The 20,909-nt window shown below is 61.6% G+C and carries 19 protein-coding genes; 10 read left to right on the top strand and 9 right to left on the bottom strand.

All coding sequences use genetic code 11. The features are described 5' to 3' along the window. The first annotated feature begins 9 nt into the window (after positions 1 to 9). From SALLO_RS17385 to SALLO_RS17375, 5 genes are all read left to right on the top strand, one after another. Positions 10 to 1,176: a DUF3179 domain-containing protein gene (locus tag SALLO_RS17385; RefSeq protein ID WP_040606381.1), complete on the top strand. Its 1,167-nt coding sequence runs from the start codon at positions 10 to 12 to the stop codon at positions 1,174 to 1,176. 13 nt (positions 1,177 to 1,189) lie between these two features. Then, a complete protein-coding gene (locus SALLO_RS0113615) occupies positions 1,190 to 1,750 on the top strand; it encodes a peroxidase-related enzyme (RefSeq protein WP_022836854.1) in 561 nt (186 codons plus the stop codon). A 61-nt stretch (positions 1,751 to 1,811) separates the two neighbouring features. Then, positions 1,812 to 2,537, top strand: coding sequence for a flavodoxin family protein (locus tag SALLO_RS0113610; RefSeq protein WP_022836853.1), 726 nt, complete (start codon positions 1,812 to 1,814; stop codon positions 2,535 to 2,537). 156 nt (positions 2,538 to 2,693) lie between these two features. Further along, positions 2,694 to 3,668 carry a hypothetical protein gene (locus tag SALLO_RS17980; protein ID WP_022836852.1) on the top strand — a complete coding sequence of 325 codons (975 nt, stop codon included), beginning with the start codon at positions 2,694 to 2,696 and terminating at the stop codon, positions 3,666 to 3,668. 212 nt (positions 3,669 to 3,880) lie between these two features. Further along, positions 3,881 to 4,174 (top strand): cupredoxin domain-containing protein, encoded by a 294-nt coding sequence (locus tag SALLO_RS17375; protein WP_022836851.1) that lies wholly within the window; start codon positions 3,881 to 3,883, stop codon positions 4,172 to 4,174. A 168-nt stretch (positions 4,175 to 4,342) separates the two neighbouring features. On the opposite strand, the gene SALLO_RS0113595 is transcribed toward SALLO_RS17375, so the two are convergent. Next, entirely contained in the window at positions 4,343 to 5,161 is an 819-nt protein-coding gene (locus SALLO_RS0113595; RefSeq protein ID WP_028567270.1) for a class II glutamine amidotransferase, read from the bottom strand. 196 nt (positions 5,162 to 5,357) lie between these two features. Here SALLO_RS0113595 and SALLO_RS0113590 point away from each other — a divergent pair, with 196 nt between their 5' ends. Together SALLO_RS0113590 and SALLO_RS17370 are read left to right on the top strand one after the other, a co-directional pair. Further along, positions 5,358 to 5,957: an RNA polymerase sigma factor gene (locus SALLO_RS0113590; protein WP_022836850.1), complete on the top strand. Its 600-nt coding sequence runs from the start codon at positions 5,358 to 5,360 to the stop codon at positions 5,955 to 5,957. A gap of 4 nt (positions 5,958 to 5,961) precedes the next feature. After that, positions 5,962 to 6,291, top strand: coding sequence for an anti-sigma factor family protein (locus SALLO_RS17370; RefSeq protein WP_022836849.1), 330 nt, complete (start codon positions 5,962 to 5,964; stop codon positions 6,289 to 6,291). A gap of 72 nt (positions 6,292 to 6,363) precedes the next feature. Here SALLO_RS17370 and SALLO_RS0113580 read toward each other — a convergent pair whose 3' ends face one another. From SALLO_RS0113580 to SALLO_RS0113570, 3 genes are all read right to left on the bottom strand, one after another. Then, complete coding sequence (locus tag SALLO_RS0113580) at positions 6,364 to 7,401, bottom strand: replication initiation protein (protein ID WP_022836848.1); 1,038 nt, start codon at positions 7,399 to 7,401, stop codon at positions 6,364 to 6,366. 784 nt (positions 7,402 to 8,185) lie between these two features. Next, the gene (locus tag SALLO_RS0113575; protein ID WP_022836847.1) at positions 8,186 to 8,602 is read right to left on the bottom strand and encodes a hypothetical protein; all 417 of its coding nucleotides are present in this window, start codon (positions 8,600 to 8,602) and stop codon (positions 8,186 to 8,188) included. Positions 8,603 to 8,660: 58 nt separating this feature from the next. Further along, positions 8,661 to 9,470 carry a ParA family protein gene (locus tag SALLO_RS0113570; protein ID WP_022836846.1) on the bottom strand — a complete coding sequence of 270 codons (810 nt, stop codon included), beginning with the start codon at positions 9,468 to 9,470 and terminating at the stop codon, positions 8,661 to 8,663. Positions 9,471 to 9,883: 413 nt separating this feature from the next. Here SALLO_RS0113570 and SALLO_RS17365 point away from each other — a divergent pair, with 413 nt between their 5' ends. Continuing rightward, positions 9,884 to 10,840 (top strand): fructose-bisphosphatase class II, encoded by a 957-nt coding sequence (locus tag SALLO_RS17365; protein WP_022836845.1) that lies wholly within the window; start codon positions 9,884 to 9,886, stop codon positions 10,838 to 10,840. Between the two features lie 115 nt (positions 10,841 to 10,955). Here the strand turns inward: SALLO_RS17365 and SALLO_RS0113560 are convergent, their stop codons facing one another. The 5 genes from SALLO_RS0113560 to SALLO_RS17355 form a co-directional block, all read right to left on the bottom strand. Next, entirely contained in the window at positions 10,956 to 11,513 is a 558-nt protein-coding gene (locus SALLO_RS0113560; protein ID WP_051141463.1) for an iron transporter, read from the bottom strand. A 102-nt stretch (positions 11,514 to 11,615) separates the two neighbouring features. After that, positions 11,616 to 14,825, bottom strand: coding sequence for an efflux RND transporter permease subunit (locus SALLO_RS0113555; protein ID WP_022836843.1), 3,210 nt, complete (start codon positions 14,823 to 14,825; stop codon positions 11,616 to 11,618). Between the two features lie 64 nt (positions 14,826 to 14,889). Continuing rightward, complete coding sequence (locus SALLO_RS0113550) at positions 14,890 to 16,122, bottom strand: efflux RND transporter periplasmic adaptor subunit (RefSeq protein ID WP_022836842.1); 1,233 nt, start codon at positions 16,120 to 16,122, stop codon at positions 14,890 to 14,892. A gap of 26 nt (positions 16,123 to 16,148) precedes the next feature. Next, on the bottom strand, positions 16,149 to 17,693 hold the full coding sequence (locus tag SALLO_RS17360) for an efflux transporter outer membrane subunit (RefSeq protein WP_022836841.1): 1,545 nt from the start codon (positions 17,691 to 17,693) through the stop codon (positions 16,149 to 16,151). 13 nt (positions 17,694 to 17,706) lie between these two features. Continuing rightward, complete coding sequence (locus tag SALLO_RS17355; RefSeq protein WP_022836840.1) at positions 17,707 to 18,357, bottom strand: TetR/AcrR family transcriptional regulator; 651 nt, start codon at positions 18,355 to 18,357, stop codon at positions 17,707 to 17,709. A 230-nt stretch (positions 18,358 to 18,587) separates the two neighbouring features. Between SALLO_RS17355 and SALLO_RS0113535 the strand changes: the two genes are divergently transcribed. Together SALLO_RS0113535 and SALLO_RS17350 are read left to right on the top strand one after the other, a co-directional pair. Continuing rightward, positions 18,588 to 19,301, top strand: coding sequence for a Bax inhibitor-1/YccA family protein (locus SALLO_RS0113535; protein WP_022836839.1), 714 nt, complete (start codon positions 18,588 to 18,590; stop codon positions 19,299 to 19,301). A 551-nt stretch (positions 19,302 to 19,852) separates the two neighbouring features. Further along, complete coding sequence (locus SALLO_RS17350; protein WP_084696340.1) at positions 19,853 to 20,896, top strand: endonuclease; 1,044 nt, start codon at positions 19,853 to 19,855, stop codon at positions 20,894 to 20,896. Positions 20,897 to 20,909: the final 13 nt, after the last annotated feature.

Genomic DNA, 20,909 nt, shown 5'->3' with positions numbered 1-20,909 from the left:
GCCGTTGCCATGCCCCTCCTTCGATTGGTTCTTTGTGGGAGCCTCCTCGTTGCCCTGACGGCCGGCGTGTCGCCCAGCGTCGCGCAGGATGCCTCGTCGTGCATCGACGCCTCGTCGGTGGCCTTCAGCACGCGCGGCTGGGATACCAACTTTTGCAAGCACAGCGTACCGTACGACGAAATTCAGTCGGGGGGCGTGCCGCGCGACGGCATCCCGCCCATCGACGACCCGGTGTACGTGTCAACTGCGGCGGCCGATGCGTGGCTCGCGGGCCACGAGCCGGTGATCCGCGTAACGCTGAATGGCGCCGCATATGCCTTTCCGCTGCAGGTGCTCATCTGGCACGAGGTGGTGAACACCACCGTGGGCGGGGTGCCGGTTGTGGTTACGTTCTGCCCGCTGTGCTACACGGCGCTCGCGTTTAAGCGTCCGGTGGTTGCGGGCGAACGCCTCACCTTTGGCACCACGGGCAACCTGCGCCACAGCGATCTGATCATGTGGGATCGCCAGACCGAGTCGTGGTGGCAGCAGTTCAACGGTACGGCCATCGTGGGCGCCCTCACGGGCCGAACACTCCCGCGCGTGCCGTCGCAGATCGTGGCCTGGCGCACCTTTCGGCAGGCCCACCTCGAAGGCCGCGTGCTATCGCGCCAAACCGGCCACAACCGGCCGTATGGCCAGAATCCGTACGTGGGCTACGACACCATGTCGCAGCGGCCGTTTGCCTACAACGGCCCCACCGATGACCGCCTCTTGCCCATGCAGCGCGTGGTGGGCGTGCGCCGAGGCACTGCGGCGCGGGCCTATCCCCTGAAGGGCTTACGTACCGCTCGCGTGGTGCACGACACGCTGGGCGGCACGCCGCTGGTGGTGCTGTGGAGCCCCGGCACCGCCTCGGCCTTAGACGAGCGCCGCATCCGAAACAGCCGCGACGTAGGCACCGCCGGCGTCTTTCGGCCGGTCGTTAACGGGCAGCACTTGACGTTTACCGCAAACGCCGACGGCACGTTTACCGACCGGCAGACCGGCTCTACCTGGCGCGTCACCGGCCGTGCCACAAGCGGGCCGCTGGCCGGTACCACTCTTGACACTGTGCCGCATCAGTTCATTTTTTGGTTTGCATGGTCCGTGTTTCACCCGAACACGGCCCTTCACGCCTTCGCCTCTTCCTCTTGACGTACCCGTACCTATGGCCTGGATTGACATCATTGACGAAGCGGATGCCGACGGCCCGCTGGCTGCCATCTACGATGAAATTGCCGATCAGCGCGGCAATCTCTCAAATATCATGCGGGTGCACAGCCTGCATCCGAAGGCGATGCGTGCACACATGGATCTGTACCTGGAGCTGCTGTTTAGCCGGTCGGATCTGTCGCGGGCCACGCGCGAGCTGATTGCCGTGGTGGTGTCGGACGTAAACGACTGCCCCTACTGTGTGGCGCACCACCGCGCCGCCCTGAGGGCCTACTGGAAAGACGATGCCCGCATCGACGCGGTGCTTGCCGGCGACCTCGCCGCGGCCCGGGTAGGGGCCAAACAGCGCGCCCTTATCGATTACGTGCGGCGCCTTACGCGGGCCCCGCAGTCGATGACCGAAGAGCACGTGGATGCCCTGCGCCGCGCCGGTTTGTCTGATGCGGCAATTCTAGACATTAACCTGGTGGCCAGCTACTTCAACTTTGTAAATCGCATCGCCCTGGGCCTGGGCGTATCGGCCGACGCTGAAGAAGTGGACGGCTACGACTACTGAGAAGCCGCTTGGCCCACGCTGTCCCATTGCTTTCATCAACTACAACTGTTTAATCCTCCACATGAGCGAACCCTCCCACGATTTTTCGGACCTCTCGGCCCTGTTCATCAACTGCACCCTCAAAAAATCGCCGCGCAGGTCGCACACCCGCACGCTGCTCGACGTTCCCAAGACCATCATGCAGAAGCACGGGGTGGACGTTGAGATTGTGCGCGCCGTCGACCATCCCATTGCCAACGGGGTGTACCACGACATGACGAAGCACGGATGGGATGAAGATGCCTGGCCTGCGCTCTACGAAAAGGTGCAGGTGGCCGATATTTTGATTCTGGGTACGCCTATCTGGCTGGGCGATAAATCATCGGTGTGTGCGCGCGTCATCGAGCGCCTCTACGGCGAATCGGGCAATCTGAATGCAGCCGGGCAGTACGCCTACTACGGCAAAACCGCCGGCTGCATCGTGACGGGCAACGAGGACGGCATTAAGCACTGCGCCATGAATATTCTGTACTCGCTGCAGCACCTGGGCTACAGCATTCCGCCGCAGGCCGATGCCGGATGGATTGGCGCCGCGGGCCCTGGCCCCAGCTACGGCGACGAAGGCCCCGACGGCCCTGTGGGCTTCGACAACGACTTTACGAAGCGCAACACCACGTTCATGACCTGGAACCTGATGCACCTTGCCCGGATGCTGCGCGATGCGGGCGGCTTTCCGGCCCACGGCAACCAGCGCGCGGCGTGGGATGCGGGCGCGCGCTTCGATCACGAAAACCCGGAGTACCGGTAGGCCCTCTGGACCATCAGCCGACACCACACACAGTTTTTTGTCAGGCATGTAACGGTTTCCGAGCATCACATACCAAAGGGCACGTCTGGCAGGCACGCTACGCAAACGGCGGGCCTGTCGTCATTCCTCGCTCCATTCAACCGATCCCTTTTGGTTATGTGTAACGTAACGAAGCATCGCATGTGCGGCGTCCGTCTGCTACTTTCTGCTTTTGTCTTGCTGTTCTTTGGCGCATCGGCTGCCTTCGGCCAAGCGCCATCGAAGGCTGAGAAGATGGCGCGGCTTAAGATGATGGCGCCCGCCAAGGGCTACGTGAAGGCGCACAAGGGCGTCAAGGAGCCCTTCACCTTGTTAGGCGGCCCTATCGAGGTAGGCATTCAGCAGCCAAGCGGCGGTGTCTTTGTTGCCCTTCCCGCCCAGCGCACACTCGACATGTACGTGTTTGGCACGCCGCAAATGCCGCGTTCGTTTGCGGGCACGCCCGGCGTAAACGGCCTACCGCCCATGGCCCGCGCCACAGCCGACGGGGCCTACACCAAAGCGAAGCCAAAGTCGCCGTTCGGTGACAACTACACCGTCATGCCTGGCGGTACGCTGAAGCTGCAGGCCACGGATGCGACCGCAACAGACGCGGCCGTAACCGACGACAAGGTCCAGATGATGGCGGAATGGAAGGACAAGCAGGGCAACACCTACGCGGTGCGCTGCTGCAAAATGCTCGCCACGCACGGCATGGAGTTTCCCACGTTTGGCGGCGTCGTTACCAATCACATCCTGCATGGCTTCACGCGCATCGGCACGGCGCAAATGCCCAGCGAATACACCTACTTTGCGTTCTGGGGCATGGGCGAAGTGATCAAGAATGGAGAAGTAATCGATAAGCCGCGCCTGGTGCATGGCATGCTAACGGAATACGTGCGCGGCGAAAACTACAAACTGGTGACCGACGAGAACGTGGGCCCCACACGCCGCCATTTTCACCTGATGGTTGCCCCCTTCATGCCCGATCCGAAGAATCTGTCGTTCAAGAAGAGCCCGGTAAACACCGGCTTCACGATGAAAAATGGCATGAAGCTGCCCTTCTGGCACGTGATGTTTGAAAACCTCACCATCAACGGCCAGCGGCAATAAGCTGGGCCCGTTGCCCGGTAGCCCGTGCCGGTACCCGCGCTATCTGTCTTTTATCTCTTTCTTTTCCTATGCGCTTTATACTCGATGCTGTACCTTCTCGATGGTTGGTAGGCCTTGCAGTTGTGGCCCTTGCGGCCGGTCTTCTGGCGAGTCGTCCGTACCACGGCCCGACGGAGGTCCAAGCTGCGTCGCCACCTGCAGCGGTTGTTACCATGACGAACACGCTCAAGTTTAGGGCCGACACCGTAACCGTTACGGTGGGCGAAACGGTGCAGTGGAAAAATACGTCCGTCATTGCTCACACGGTGACCGCCGACCCGGCGGAGGCCACGCTAGAGGCGAGTGTCCGGCTGCCGGATGGGGCGGAGCCGTTCGACTCGGGCATGATGGATGCGGGCGCCACGTTCCGCCATACGTTCACCGTGCCGGGCACCTACGGCTACTTCTGCAAGCCGCATGAGGTGACCAAGATGCGCGGTGTCGTGATTGTCAAGCCGAAGGGTTGACCCAGCGCCTCCCTCCGTTGCCTCACACACGCGCTGCCCACATTCTAGCGTGCGCTGGGTGCTCTCCCTACTGCCTCCGAGGGACGTCGTATCAGGCACCTTGCGCCCTGCGGGCGTCCGCCACCTGGTGGGCGCCCGTTTTCGTTGCGGCAAAGTCCTTGGTGGGGCCTACAGCGCCGCCTGCTGCACTATGCCATTGGGGGTGACGGAAAACACCGTGGCGTTGGGCACCTCGGTCCAGTCCTCGTCGGTAATGCGCTCCGACGCAACCGTAACCGACCGGTAGGCCGCGGGCCCCGGATGGGCGTGTGCTTCGCCGCACATCGGGCATTCGAACGGCGCGGTGCGCGCGATGCGCCATAGCGACCGGTTGAGGCGGCTGCCCACCAGCTGCGTACCATCGGTCCACAGCAGATTCAAGGCCAGCGTGTGCTCCATATCGTCCGGCAGGCCCGCGGGCACCCATTGGTCGATCTGATGGATGGCTCGGCCGGTAATGTCCTGCAGGCTGGCCTTCGGGTATGTTCGGCGCATCTGCAAGATGTACGCAAACACGTGCTCGCTGTCGGTGCTGCCGCCCACGGCTTGCTGCAGGTCGTCGTCGAGGGCCGCAAGCAGGTGGGGCTTCACTTTCTCTTCGAACGCTGGCACATGGCCGTTGTGAATAAGCAGCTCGTCTCCTATCCGAAAGGGGTGCGTGTTGGTGTGCGCCGGGGTGCCCACGGTGGCGCGCCGCACATGCCCGAGCAGTGTGGTGCCGGTGGTGTTGAGCGCTTCTTCTCGGTATGCGGGACTTGATGAAGCGGGGCCCACTTGGCGGAAACAGTGCACATCGCTCGTGTCTACGCGGCCCATGCCCCAACCGTCGGGGTTCGACAGCCCGCGCGCATCCTCACGGCTTTGGTCGATCAGAGCGTTTTGCGCGTCGAGCAACGCACACGCCGCCTGCGTTGGGTGGGTGGCCTGGAGTCCGTACAACCGGCACATAAGCAACAGCGATTGGTGAAAGAGCGGCGTGGAAGCCGTTGCACGAACACACCGCCCGCTTGTTTATTCCCATGAGACCGTCCGTGATTTGTTTTGCAGATGCCCACTGAAAACGCTGATACCTGTCCCGATGTGACGCTTGCCCCGATGTAACGCCTTCGGCCCTCGTTTCACCCAACCATACGACGAGACTGTTTTGTCTTCTACAACTTCAGATGCGCCCTACGACCCCGATGCCGTGGTGGCGGGCGACCGCGCGGCGTTCGAGGCCCTTGTGCGCCACGAGACGCCCCGCCTGTTTCGCATCATCAAGCGGTATGTGTCGGACGATGAGTCGGCCCGCGGCCTTACGCAAGAAACGTTCTTGCAGGCCTACAAAGGCCTCGACGACTTTCGGGGCGACTCGAAATTGACCACCTGGATTTTTGGCATCGGCATCAACCTCGCCCGCTCGCATGTGCGCAAGCGCCGGCGCGAGCAGCCCATGGACGAGGACACGATGGACCGCCTCCAGCCGCAGTTTCGGATGGGCCACTACGTGGATTCCTTCGATCCGTGGCACCCGGAGCAGTCGACCGAGCGAAACGAACGGAAGCAGCTTGTGCGCGATGCGCTCGACGAGCTCTCGGACACGTACCGCGAGGTCATCATCCTACGCGATTTGGAGGAGCGCTCGACCAAAGAAACCGCCGAGCTGCTAGACATCAGCCGCGGTGCGGTGCGCGTGCGCTTGCACCGGGCCCGCCAGGCGCTGCGCTCCTTACTGACCCAGTATTTTTCTGACGACACCGCTTAACCCCATGACGAATCCCCTTACGGCGCTGCGGCGACGCTTCATGCTTACGTGCAAAGAGGTGAACGACTTTCTGGTCGCATACCAGGAGGGCACGCTCGATGCGCAAACGACCCGGCAGTTTGAGCGCCACATCAGCAAATGCGATAACTGCCGCAACTACCTTCAGCAGTACAACAAAACCATCGAACTCGTGCAAGAGGCCTGCGCCGACGAGACGGATGACGAAGCTGCCCAGGAGCTTGTTGCCGAGACTATGCACTTTCTCCGAGAGCACCTCGACGATGCGGACAACGGTTCAACAGACCGCACGGGCGGCGATGGCTCGCGGGCATAGGCGCGGGCACAGGCGCCGACTGATGCGATAGGGCTGATGCGATAGCGGGCCCCGGGTGGGGCATACTCCGCGCTATTGCCGGTCGGCCCACAGACGCTTCATGACGCGGTATACCTCGCTGGCCCGATACGACGACCCAACCTCCGGGTGCTGGTCCGATACGCGCTTCTCGGCGGCCTCACGGAGCTCCTGAAGCTCTTTGTCGCCCATCGCCTCTAGTTCTTCCTGGGTGCGCTCCGTCAAAAACATCTGATAGCCGTCGAGCTTCAGGGGCGCGTCGTCGCCTTCGTTTCCATTCGCCGCCTCCGACGCCCGCGCGCCGTTGCCGGCTGCGTCGTCGTCGGGGACGCGGCGGGCCTTCAGCCGCTTGATTTCGTCCTGACTCACCGCGGGCTCTACGTCCCGATTGGAGTGAATCATGAAGTTGATCGCGACGGGCGTGCGGCCTTCGCGCTCCACGTGATACGTGAACAGGATGTCGCACTTCTCCTTGATCTCCTCACGCGCAGGCTCCAGCACCTTCGCTTTGACCTGCGAGAACGACCCGGTGTATTTGTGCGTGATCATCAGCAACTCGCGCAGCCGCTCCACGGTAACTCGATAAAACCCGAGGCCCTCGCGCATCTTTAGCATCTCGTAGATGCGGATGGAGTACTGACTTCGCAAGCGCATCACATACTGCAGCTGGTAGATGGTAAACCGCCGCCGCAGCTCCAGCAAAAACGGCCGCATGTCCTCGTTAAACTTTGCCTGGATAGCGCCCGATCCCTCCGAATAGCGGCACGTGGAGAGCAAATTGTAGCCCTCATACTCCCGCAGGCCCTCGGTGTCGGTCGTGCGAATCTCAATTTTCTGCGCCAGCAGCTTCTGGCAAATCTCCTCGCCGCGACTGTACAAGTCCTTCGAGCGCGTTTCGGTCATCTCCCGAATGTCGCGGATGTGAATCGTTTGCACGTCGAACGACTCGTCGTCTTTCTTCAACTGCGCAATCATCATCGCGATGATGCGGTGCTCCGTGGGCGTCCAGTCGTATTTCGCCGTTACAAACCGATTCGACTTGACAACGAGCTCGTCCTGCGAGGCAAACTGTATTTCCTTCTGCGTACTCATGCGACCGTGCAGGCGCTCCTTCTGAAGAATCGAGCAGAGGCAGCAACGGGCCTCCTTACATCGTACGGACGGGCGACGGCCGGGCCGTGCTGCACGGACAACCGTGCGGGAATCGTACCGTGTGTGATGGTTTCGTACCGAATACCGCTGTATCTGGGTGTTTTTGGGGTAATACCTGCGGATAGTGTACTGCAGAGACGCCAGAATGGCCATGCTCGGTACGAAACTCGCACACTTAGCTGCTGCCGCTTCACTTTTGAGCCTCACGCAGCCCGTTAAACCCGCCCTTGAGGCACGATCCGCGGCTGCTAGGCGGGGGTGGTACGATTCTCTCACACTTAGGAGCCTACGGGTACGATTCCCTCACACTTAGCATCGTCTCGGTACGATTCTCTCACACCAAGTACGAAAGTGTCACACTTAGCCCCCCGTCTATCGCTGTTAAACGGGGGTGGGGTACGATTCTCTCACACTTAGGGTACGAAAGTGTCACACTAACGGTACGATTCCCTCACACTTGGAAGATGTCCGGTACGAAAGTGTCACACTAACGGTACGATTCTCTCACACTTAGGGTACGAAAGTGTCACACTAACGGTACGATTCTCTCACACTTAGGGTACGAAAGTGTCACACTTGCCCACATCGAAGCGCTTGGGTTTGCTGGACTTAGCGAAGGGGTGTAATATAGTTAATGGTATAATAGAATAATATAGTAATAGGGCGCGCGGCATTTTTGGCTTGAAATGTCCGGTTTCACTCGCGCGTTTTTGCCTCTGATCTGCTACGGATTCGTGTCTTTGTCTCCGCTTCGTTCTGCTGCGACTGTCTCCTCTAACACCTCGTACAGGCGGCTCTCCTCGCCCTTCTCTCTAAACTCTTCAACGGCAAGACGCAACGCGGCCTCCACAACCACACCCTTGTTGAGCTTCGGATCTACTGACAGAAGCTTGACCCATGCAGCCCGCCAAGCCTCAGCAACCGTTTCGTCAATGTGAACGCCGATTTTCTGCCGGTTGATGGTTTCTGCAATGGGGAATAGCGCTGATTCAGGGGTCGGGGCTTCGTCTTTTGATGCTCGCGGCGATGGCTCCTCGGACGACTGAGCATCGCCTGACCCCCCATCATCTTCTTCAAGGTCGAGATCAGGAATTGAAAGCACACTACGCCGTGAATCGGTGTCTTTCTTCGGCTTTGGCATGTTGAAAACCTACGGGGCTTGCTAGAAAGGATGTGGAGGGATTAACCAACACCGAGGCCTATCCCGCTGGTACCGGCATCCCAACACCCGTGCGTTCCACGACTTCGTCGACCAGCGCGTTGTAGTACGCACGAACATCGGTGCCCGAAGCGTGTTCGTGGAGGTCTCTTCCTGCCGTCGCTTCCACGATGCGTGCCCGCAGCGGAATTTTGGTGCTGAACAGCTTGCTTCCGTACGCGTCTTCGAGCTGGGCCACACCTTCCTTCACCTGTCCGAACCGCCAGTCGAGGTTGTTCATCAGAATGCCCAGGATGGAGAGATCCTGATTGACACGTTTGATCGTCTTCGCCGTCTTGATGAGCTGCCCCAGACCGTCCATTGAAAACTCGTCTGCTTTGATGGGCACGATCATTCCATCGGCGGCGGTGAGGCCGAGCATGACCAGCGTTCCGAGGGAGGGCGGGCAGTCGATGAGGCAGAAGTCGTACGCATGCGTCTCGGATGCTTCAACCTCTTCGAGGCGATCATTCAGCAGAAACAGGTTATTGGCAAGTTCTGCATCCGCGCTCGACAAGTCCATGTTGGCTGGCACGAAGTCGAAGCCAATGTGCGACGTTTCGATGAGGTCAGCCAGGGGCCAGTCGGCGGCACCCGTCCGGTCTTTCTTCTTCGCCACGAGCGAGTCGTAGACCGACGCTTCATCCTGCGAAAGCTGGCGGCCCAGCATCCACTTTGTGGCGTTCATCTGCGCGTCGAGGTCAACGACCAGCACGCGATAGCCGCGGTGGTGAAGAAAGGTTGCGAGCGCAACGGTGGTCGTGGTTTTGCCAACGCCGCCCTTCTGATTGACAACCGCAATGGTGTACATGCCGCCTCTCGTGGTTTGATGGTGGTACCGTGGTTCTGTAGTTCCAGCGTTCCATGCTACTATGGTTCTGTGGTACCAAAGTTCTGTAGCACTATGGTACTGTAGAACTATAGTACTGTAGAATCATGGTTCCACGGTACTACGGTACCACAGAACCGGGTATCAGGTGCGATAAAAGGGCTTTTGGTGTCGTAATTGTCGACAGAACCGTAGAATCATAGAACTGCGGTTCCATAGTTCTACAGTACCGCAGAAGTGACGTACCACAATTCTGTGGAACCATAGAATCATAGAACCACAGTTCCATAGTTCCAACGTACCGCGGTCCTGTGGTGCGATACATCATATCGGAAACGCGTGAGGCTCCCGCTCGTGGGGTAGGTCCCTTGCGTCCTTCACCACACGCCGCCCCCATGGCTACGGAACGATCACGGTTTGCGCAGCGCCTCACAGAAGCAGCGGCCTGCGCGGTGTATCCCTGGATTGGCCGAGGCGACAAAATCCGCGCCGACCGGGCGGCTGTCGATGCGATGGAGCAGGTCCTCTCATCGGCACCATACCGGACGTGCATCGTCGTGGGCGAGGGCGCAAAAGACGGCGCCCCAATGCTTCCTCCGGGCGCATGCTACGGCCCCGCAGGCGGCGCGCGGTATGACATAGCCGTCGACCCCCTCGACGCCACGACCCGCACGGCAGCGGGCGCGGATCGTGCCACGACGGTCGTGGCTGTTGCTCCGCAGGGGACACTGCGCGACCTCGCCGCGGCCCACTACCTGATGAAGGTCGTCGGCCCGCCTGCCCTCCGTGGATGCCTCCCCCTCGATGCACCGGTGCCCGTGCTTCTGCGCGCGGCTGCAGACGCCCTCGGCCGCCCCATCGCAGCGCTCACCCTCGCGGTGCAACAGCGGCCCCGGCACGCAGACCTCATCCAGGCCATCACGCAAACCGGCGCCCATGTCCGTCCCTTCGACGACGGCGAGATTCCGCTCACCCTGGATGTCGTCACCGGCCATGGTCCTGCCGACCTGCTGTGGGGCATTGGCGGGGCGCCCGAGGGCGTACTCGCGGCTGCGATGGCACAGGCGGCCGGTGCCGCATTCCACGCGCGTCTCGCACCGCAGTCGGCCGACGAAAAAACGCGCGTGACGGAAGCGGGCTACAGCACAGGCACGCTGCGTGCGAAAGACCTCGTGCGCACCGAAGACGTGGCGGTCGCCGTGTCGGCCGTAACCGATGGACCGCGCCTGAGGGGCGTTCGGGCGACGCCTGAGGCATACGTTGTGCAGACCTGCGTGCTTGCGCCGGGGACGGCGAAGATGCACGAAACCACGTACTCGCGATCCTCGACAGAAGGGAGGTCTAGCCCCTAGCTTCCCCCAGCGACTCGTACACGCAGGCCGTGCGCAGCGAAACGGCCGGCCGCAAAAAAAGTGCGCCCCGTGAGGATTCACGGAGCGCACTCAGCAAACAAAACGTGTCTCTTGGCTACTCGCGCGAAGCCTCAACCACGTCGAGCAAGTTCACATTCTCGTAGGTGAACGTCTGCGGTGCAAAAACACCATCGCTGCCAAACTGCTCGCGCCAATCGGCGTGGTACGCCACCTCCGAGGGCTCGGGCGGCTCCAGGCTAAACGTGACCGTGTAGGCATCGTCTGCGCGCCCAGGCAGCGCGATGTTGCGGGCGTAGTGGAAGCCATCAGACAGGTTCAGGTGCGGAATGAGCGTGACGAAGTTGGTCTGGTCCGTGCGCTCATTGGTAACCTGAGCGTACATCCGGACATACGGAATGAAACCGCCAGCGGGAGACTTCACCGCGGCCTCTTCCGTCCACGTCGCAAGCACCTCCAGGTGCAGGTCGGATGCAATGGCCGCTAGGTTCTGACTTTTCGGGGTCACGTCGCCTTCAGGTGCCCCAATAAACGTGAAGCGAATCCCGGGATCAATCACTTCCTCACCAAGCACCAACTCCTGCGCATGGGCCGAGGGGAGGGCGAAAAAGGCGAGCAGGACAAACGCTGCGATCGTGCGAGACAGGGTACGCATGGATTGTTCGTTGTAGTGAACAGGCAAGATATAATCGATCTAAATAACATACGCGACGCGTTGCTAGAAGTCGACGGCTCATTGAATGTTCACGAAGCAGCGTTAAGGGGCCTCAGAAGCGCTGTACGGACCGTAGCTGATGGACGGCACGTCGTAGCCCAGCAGGCGCGTTTGTACCCAGGCCACCGCATCGCGCTGAAAGACGGCCAGCGCGGGCACAATCATCATAAGCACGGCCGTGCCAAAGAGAATCCCCAGCCCGAGGCTCACGGCCATTGGGATGAGGAATTGCGCTTGCACGCTCTGCTCAATAATGATCGGGAAGACGCCAAGAAACGTAGTGAGCGACGTGAGGAGGATCGGCCGAAAGCGTACCTGCCCCGCCCGCACAACGGCGTCAACCCAATCGGTGCCTTTCGCGCGCTCCTCGTTGGCAAAGTCCAGCATCACCAGCGCGTCGTTCACAATCACGCCGCTGAGGCCTACGATACCGAAGATGCTCAAGAGCCCTAGTGAGATGCCCAGCACGAGATGACCGATGATCGCGCCAATCCACGCAAATGGAATGGTACTCATGATAACCAGCGGCTGCAGGTACGAGCGCATGGGGATGGCAAGCAAGGCATAGATGGCAAAGATCGCTAGCGCAAATCCAATGAGCAGCGACTGTTGCGCCTTGCGCTGCTGCCGTTGCTGGCCACCAAACTGAAACGTGAGCCCTGGAATTTGCTCTTTGATATTGGGCAAGATGCGCGATTCTAGCGTGGCCGTCACCTCTTGGCCCGTTACGATGGCCGCGTTCACATCAGCCGTTATCGTAATCACGCGCCGCCCGTCTTGTCGGTTGATTTGGGTGGGCGCATAGCCGAGGCTCGCATGGGCCACCTCCTCCAGCGGCACCTGTGCACCGTTGGGCGCCTGGATGCGGTACTGGTAGAGGTCTTCAATGGCGTTGCGCTGATGATCGGGCAGGCGTACGTACACCCGCACCTCGTCGCGCCCGCGCTGCAAACGGTACGATTCGACGCCAAAGAACCCGGCGCGCACCTGCTGCGCGAGGGTGTTGAGCGTAAGCCCGAGGGTACGAGCAGCCGGTTTGAGGCGGAGGTTCACCTCGCGCTGGCCCTGGGCCCGGTCGCTCTTGATGTCAAACACGCCCGTAAAGCGCCCCAGCGAGTCTTGCACGGCCCGCACGGCGCGCTCAAGCTGCTCAGGCGTACCAGCGGAAAGCTCGGCGGATACCGGTTCTCCAATCTGCACCACATTGGCCGTAAACACGAGCGAGCGCACGCCAGGTACCGCACCGGTTGCTTTACGCCACGCCTCTTCAAACTGCGACGACGTTACGTCACGCCGTTCCGGGTCAATCATCTCAAAGCTCACTTCCGCCACATTAGCCTTTGTAGCGGTAAACCCGGCGCTGTTGGGGCCGCTGTTGGCCCGCGGCTGCCGCCCGACGGTTACGTACAGGTTGTCGATGAGGCTACCGCGCGGCACGCCCGCCTGCCGCTCCAACTGGTGGATGGCAGCGTAGCCGGTGCGACGGAGCTGCTCGGCTACGCGCGCGGTTTCTTCAGGCGTAGTCCCGGCCGGCATCTCCAGTTGGGCCGACACCAACTTCCCCTGAATCGCGGGAAAGAATTGGAATGGAATGTAGCCATTTGCCACAAAGCTAAACGCTACGATGAGCAGTGCGAGACCGCCCGAGAGGGTCAGGCCGTACCGACGCGTAGCAAACCGCAACGCATGCTTTAGCGGACCGGTTACAAACAGTCGCAGCCGCGCGCCCACCCAGGTGCGGGCCCGCTCTAGGCCCTGTGCCACCATGTTGCGTGGCTTTTGGGTGCGGTCGACCAGCGACAGGTGGTGCGGCAGGATAAGCAGCGCCTCCAGCAGCGACAGCGCCAGCACAATGATGACGATGGCCGGGATGTCGCTCAAAAACTTTCCGATGGTGCCCGCCACAAACAATAGCGGCGCAAACGCAGCCACGGTGGTTAGCACGGCAAACACCACCGGAATGCTGACGCGCTTCGCGCCCTGAATGGCGGCCTGCAGGGGCGAGCGCCCGCGTTCCTGCTCCGCAAAAATGTTTTCACTCACCACAATGGCGTCATCCACCACGATGCCAATGGCCAGGATGAAGCCAAAGAGCGACAGCAGGTTGATCGAGATCCCGACAAACTGCATGATGGCAAATGCGCCGATGAACGACAGCAAGATGCCCACCGACGACCAAAACGCCAGGCGCGGCTCCAGAAACAGCGTGAGCGCGACGATGACGAGGAGAAGCCCCAGCAGTCCGTTTTCAATGAGGAGGCTCAGGCGGCTGCGCAGGTCGCTGGCGTTGTTTTGCCAAATGGCCGCTTCGATGCCCGCGGGCATCGTGCGTTGAAGCTCGCCGTCCAGGTACTGCTTCACAACCTCCTCAATGGCCAGCACCTGCTCGTCGCCAACCTGGAAGATGTTGAGGAGTACGGCCGGCTGGCCGTTAAAGCGCGTGATGAGGTCGGCGTTTTGGTCGAATCCATCAACCACGGTGGCAATGTCGCCCAGGCGCAGCTTCGTGCCATCGGGCTGCGCGCGAATCACGATGTTCTCGAAGTCGCGCTGCGTGTAGTTTTCGCCCTCCGTTTGGATGGTGACGGTTTGCTCGCTGGTTTCTACGCTGCCGCCGGGCAGGTCGAGGCTGCCCTGCCGAACGAGCGCGGCCACCTCGGCAAGCGTCAGGCCATACGCACGCAACCGTTCGCGCGGCACTTCAATGGAGATTTCGTAGCTGCGCACGCCGCCAATCTGAACCAGCGAAATTTCAGGCTTAAGGGTGAGTTCGTCTTTTGCCTGCTGTGCCAGTTCTTTCAGGACGCGTTTGCTTGCGTTCCCATACAGCGCAAGCTGCAGGGCCTGCTGGCGATTTTCAAGCTGAGCGACCACAGGCTCTTCGGCCTGCGGCGGAAATGAGGTGATGCGGTCCACCTCCTGCTTGATGTCGTTGAGGGCATTTTGGACGTTTGTGCCCTGTTTTAGCTCGGCCGTCACGACGCCCGCGTTTTCCGTGGCAACGCTCACAATTCGGTCGATGCCTTCCACGCCCTGAATGCGATCCTCGATGCGCTGCACAATGGCATCCTCCACTTCCTCGGGCGAGCCGCCGGGGTAGGCCACCTGAATCTGGATGGCGTCGAGCGCGTATTCCGGAAACACTTCCTGCACGGTCGTAGAGGCCGCAATGCCGCCGCCAAACAGCAACAGCACCATCAGTAAGTTGGCAGCAACGCCGTTACGGGCAAACCACTCAATGGCTCGGTTCATCTGCGGTTAGGCGGTTGGGGAAGGGGAAATTGGGCAGGCGGTGGAGGATCGGCGTGCGGGGGCATCATGGCGACACGCGCACCCGCATGCTGTCGGTTTGCACGCGGATGTCGGACGTGATGATGGGCGTGCCTTCGGAGAGGCCCGGGGCAAGGTACGTCTGCTCCTCTACGGTTTGGAGTACACGCACCGTGCGTTCCACGAGCATGGTGTCACCAACCACCGTCCACACCACCGGCGGCTTGCCCGGGGTGCGTACGCGCACGGCGCGCTGCGGCACTACGGCGTATGGGGCGGGGCTGCGGCTCTGGATGTCGACGGTTACGTAGTGCCCCACGGCCAGCGGCGGGCGCTCGGGGCGGTATGGCTGCTCGGGCATCTGCAGGGGTAGGCCGCGGGTGGCGGAGCGCTGGTAGGGCCGCGGAACGCGCACCACCACGTCCACGGTGCGCGTCTGCCGGTCGAGGGCGCCTTCAACACGGTCTACGTAGCCGGTCCAATGAAAGGTAGCGTCGCCGTAGGTGAGGTGCACGCGGGCGGGCAGGTCGTTGGGCCGCCGCCGCGCGCGGGTACTCCACAGGCCCGGAATGAGCGCGGCCGTGCGTGCCGAGAGCGACACAGTCACCTCGGCGGCTTCCGTCGAAAACACGGTGGCGATGGGTGTGCCGGGCGCCACAAACGCGCCCAGATCGGCCTGCTTGGTGCGCACGATGCCGTCAAACGGAACCTGCAGCGACGTGCGGTTCAGGTTGGCGCGGGCCGTTTGCAGCCGGGCTTGTGCGCTTTTGAGTGCCGCCTGCGCCTGTCGCAACTGCGGCTCCTTAAAGATGAGCGACCCCAGGGCCGTGGTGTCTACGTTGGGCGCCTGCCCGGTGCGCTGCTTGATGTTTTGGTATTCCAGCCGTGCAACTTCCACCTGCTGGCGCGCCTGAATAACGTTGAAGCGCGCCTGGGTGACCTGCGCCTGGGCCTGCGCCACGGCGCTCCGGTAGTCGGTGGGATCGATCTGGGCGAGCACCTCGCCGGCGGAGAAGCGGCCGCCGGTTACGAGGGCGTCGCTCACGCGCACGAGGCGGCCCCTTACTTGGGCGTTCAGCTGAATCTCGCGGGCGGGCTCAACAGTGCCGGTGCCCTGCACGGTGAGGCTGCCGGTGCGAACGGTGACGGGCGCCGTGCGCACCAGCGGAGCCTGCGGCGGTGGGGGCTGCGTGGGCGGCTGGGGGGCCAGCACGCCAAGCAACACCGCAAGTCCGATGCTGCCTGCAATGAGTCCGGCCCCAATCAGGTATGATTTCATGGCAATACGGAAAGCAGTGAAGCGTGTCAGTGAAAGAGGCGCGGATCGCTGGGGGGCGGGGCGTCGGTCCAGGCGCCGCCCAATGCCCGGTGCACCCCCAGGCGGGCCTGCACGAGGGCCAGCTGAATGGTCGCCCGGCGCTGTTGCGCCTGCACCAGCGCCCGCTCGGCATCGAGCAGGGCAAAGTAAGTCCCAATGCCGCGCCGGTAGCGCAGCCGCTGGGTGCCGAGGGCGTTGCGCGCGGCGGCCACTTGGGCCTGCACGCGGCGCCAGCGCTCGCGGGCCCGGTTGTACGTGACGAGGGCCGCCTGCACCTCCTGGTAGGCCGTCAGCAGCGTTTGCTCGTAGGCCGCCAGGCGTTGTTTGTACGTCGCGCGCGACACCTCAACCTGCGCCCACAGCGCGCCGCCCTGAAACAGCGGCTGCGTGAGCGACGCCATAAGGTTGGAGAACCACTGTCCGGGCGAAAACAAGTCCTCCAGGCTGCTGCTTTGCAGGCCCACCTGACTGCTCAGGGACACCGTGGGCAATAGATTGGCGCGGGCGGCCCCGATGCGCTGGCGGGCGGCCTCCAGCCGGGCGGCCGCAGCCATCACGTCGGGGCGCTGGCCCAGCAGCTGCAGGGGCACCTCGGCCGGTACGCGGCCCAACCGGAGCGTATCGGGGCCGAGGGGGCCGCCGGTGGTGCGCAGCAGCGCGCGTTCCCATCCGGCGTAGGCGCCCGCGAGGAGGGCGAGCCGCGTGCGGGCATCATGGAACTGGGCGTGCAGGTCGGGTTGTTGGGCGCGGGCCGCGGCGAGCTGCTGCTTGAGCTGATACACGGCAAACGCCGTCGCCTGGCCGCGGGCGTACCGGCTGCGCGTGAGGGCGAGCCGATCGCGCAGCAACGTAATGTCGCGTGCTACCAAGCGCACTTGCGCATCCAGCGCAACAGCCTGAAAGTAGGTGCTCACCATCTGACTGATGGCCGCGAGCCGCGCGCCTTGCAGGTCCGCCGCGGTGGCAAAGAACTCGCTCAGGGCTGCCTTCCGCTGACTGCGAATGCGCCCCCAGAAGTCGATCTCGTACGACAGGCCAAGCGAGGCGGTGTACGTGGTGAATGAAAACCGGCTGGGGAACTGCTGGCCGCCCCCGCCAATGGCTCCGCCAATGCCCGTGTTGGCCGGCTGACTCTGCCGCGTGACCGATCCGCTGCCTTGCACGCTCGGAAAGAGCGGCGCCCGCGCAATGCGAAACTGAGCGGCCACCCGCTGTAAGCGTGCGCGGGCCGCTTTAAGGTTGAGGTTGCCCACAAGCGCACTGTCGATGAGCGCATTGAGCGTGGGATCGTGGAAGGCCGTCCACCACCGAAGCGCGCGGTATGCAGCCGTGTCGCGGGCGGTCGGCCGGTCATCTGCAGCAGACGTCGTGGTGTCGGGCAGGGCAAACAGCAGGGAGTCGGGCAGGGGCCCTGCGTAGCTTTCCGGTAGATTTTGGCGGGCCTCGGGCACGGGCATGGTGGGCGTAAGGGAGCACCCCGCGAGGGCCGCGGCGCAACAGACCGTAACGAAGACAACAAACCGAGAGCGCATAGGGCGTGGGGGCTTACGAGGCGTCGCGAGGGGCCAGTCCGTGGTAAATAAGGTCGAAAATATGCGTTTTGCGGGCCTCCACAAACGCCGGCCAATCGTCGTGGGCGGCGGGGGCAAACACGCGAACGGTGGGTTCCATCACAAAGAAGAAGAGGCAGGACGACACAATGGTTAGTGTGGCGTGCTCAGGAGCAACCGGCCGTACGGTCCCCTCAGCAATCGCCGTTTCGATGCGGTTGGTAATGATGCGCGGCGGGGCGCCCTCCATAGACCGAAACTGCCCCATGTGCTCAGCCAGCAGGGTGCCGCCGGAGAGGTTTTCGCCTACCATCAGCTTCACAACGGCGCGATTGTCCTGTATAAAAGAGACGTACCCATCAATGAAGGCGCGCAACGTTTCTTTGAACGTAGCAGCCTCGTGCAGGGAGGCGCCAAACGACTGCATGAAGCGCTGCATGGTGTACGCAAACACCTGTTCGTAGAGCTGCTCCTTGCTGCGGAAGTAGTAGTGCAGCATCGACTTGTTGATGTCGGCGGCATCGGCGATGGCCTGCATGCGTGCCCCGTCGCGGCCCTTGCGCGCGAACTCATGCAGCGCGGCGTCAAAGATCGCGCGCTCCGTGTCGGAGTAGTCATCGAGGGGCTGCGAAGAGCCAGAAGCCATTGGCAAAAGGCACAAGGGGAACAACGAACATCCACATAAACGGATAGCGCGCTGTCAATGTCAACCATCTGGTTGAACAAAATGGTTGACAATGGTGTTACGGATGCGCTTCTATGTGACGGGCCCGCAACGCACGTGCAGGTTGAACGCCGTGTAACGGAGGGAACGCCCCATCATAAATCTGCGTTGCGGGGCCCGACCTCTCTTCTGTCAAACCTTCTGGCTCCGCTATGCCGAATGCCTCTACATCGCTTGATTCTGCTGCGCTATCGTGGACGCCGGTGGCGCAGGCGGACGCCTCGACGCGCGCGACCTTCATCTTTCGGACGTACCTGCACGTAGCGCTGGCCATTGCTGCGTTTGCTGGCATTGAGGTGGTGCTGTTCGCTTCGGGCCTCGCCGGAACGATCGCGCAGGCTTTGTTGGGCGTAAATTGGCTGCTGGTGCTGGGCGGCTTTATGGTGGTCGGCTGGCTGGCGAGCCGCACAGCGCACCGGACGCAGTCGCTCCCCCTGCAGTACCTGGCCCTGGCGGGATTTGTAGCGGCCGAAGCCATCATCTTCGTGCCGCTGCTCTACGTGGCGCACTATGCCGCGGGCGGTGGCGTCATTGAAAGCGCCGCGTACATCACCCTGATGGGCTTTGGCGGCCTCACGGCGCTCGCGTTTTATACGCGTAAAGACTTCAGTTTCCTGCGCGGGGTGCTCATGTGGGGCGGCATCGTGGCGCTGGTGCTCATCGCAGCGGGGGTGCTGTTTGGCTTCCAGCTGGGCACGTTCTTCAACGTCGCCATGGTGGCCTTTGCCGGTGCCGCGATCCTGTACGACACCTCCAACATCATCCACCACTACCCCAAGGACCGGTACGTAGCAGCGGCGCTGGAGCTGTTCTCGTCGGTTGCGCTGATGTTCTGGTACGTCCTCAGCTTGCTCTCCAACGACTAGCGGGCCCCGGGCACTTGCAGCGTATCAGCAGGCTCCACGACCATCGGTCGTGGAGCCTTTTCGCTGTGTAGACGGATCAAAGCTTCGGGGCCGCTCGCGAACGGGCGGCTGGCGTCCTGCCCGGGTGCCGTCTGCTGTATGTTGCCGTAGGTAGAACCATAGAACCACAGTTCCATGGTTCTATGGTTCTGTAGCATATGTGCGCTGCGATTCTGTAAGATAGCACGAACCGCTCGGGCCGCCACACGCTGTCGGCAGCTCAAGGCCTCGTCGATAGGCAGGCGTGCCACCAAATGCGCTGATGTCCTAACACCTCATTACATAGACTTTATACTTTTGTAATATCCGAGATACATAATAATTCATTAAAATAAGAACACTTCTGTGTGTATTATGCGCATACATATCTAATTTGAAAAATTTATATATTAATAGTGACATAATTTGTGAGCATACAGTGACCATTACCCTGTAATGCGGTTGGCGTGCACTGATTACCACCCAGGCGCGCGCTCCCCTGTCTTTTTCCCCACCCGCATTACAAGTCCCGTATGCCTCTATCGGTCCCTTCGTATGTACCTCGTTTCCATGCGCGTCAGTTAAACCCGGCACACCAACGCCCGACGCACCGCTGGTTGCGGCTGCTTCTCGTGGGCATAGTCGTCGTTCTTGCGTTGTGCGTGTCCACTGCACACGGGCAAACCCAGCAAACGCTTTATCCCGGCTTGAAAGGTCAAGCGTTGTTGGATGCTATCCGCCAGGATTACAGCCCAACCAGCACGCTCGGGTATGATGTGGCACGCGACAAACTCTACCGGTATCTCGATACCCGAGACGGCATGCTGATCGGTGTTTACGGCGGGTACTCGGTAGACATCCCCCAAGGGCAAGATCCAAGCAGTACTGCGTATCAAAGTGGCGCGGGCATCAGTGCCGAGCACACCTGGCCGCAGTCGAAGGGCGCCGGCAGCGAGCCGCAAAAAAGCGATATGCACAACCTCTTCCCTGTCAAGCAGTCCATCAACAGTGCACGCAGCAATTATCCGTACGACGAAATATCTGACGCGTCGACCGATACCTGGTATATTCAGGACCAGTCGCAGCCGGACACACCCACAAGCTCCATTGATGGATACAGCGAGCTCGATGGGGCCTTTCCGAATACATCCTACACCTCGCGCTTTGAGCCGCGTGAGTCGCACCAGGGCAATGCCGCGCGCGCCATTTTCTACTACCGGGCTATTTATCCAAATACAATCAGCGACGCCAACTTCTTTGACGCACAAAAAAACCAGCTGCTCACCTGGCATGACGGCGACCCGGTGGACCAGAACGAATACGACCGGAGCGAGTGGATTGAGGGAAAACAAGGCAATGCCAACCCCTTTGTGATAGACCCGACGCTCGCCGAACGTGCATTCTTCCAGACAAGCGGTCCGGCGCTCGCGTTTAGTCAGAGCACGTTCTCGGTGGGCGAAGGCGACGGCAATGCAACGCTCACGGTGACGCTCAGCAATGCCAATGGGACGGCAGTGTCGGCCGACGTTGTATTGCAAAGCAGCAGCACAGCTTCAGCAGCAGACCTTGGGGGGTAAGTCACGCAGACGG

The sequence above is a fragment of the Salisaeta longa DSM 21114 genome (assembly GCF_000419585.1).
GTDB classification, from domain to species: Bacteria; Bacteroidota; Rhodothermia; order Rhodothermales; family Salinibacteraceae; genus Salisaeta; species Salisaeta longa.
This window is presented reverse-complemented; position numbering and strand designations above follow the sequence as displayed.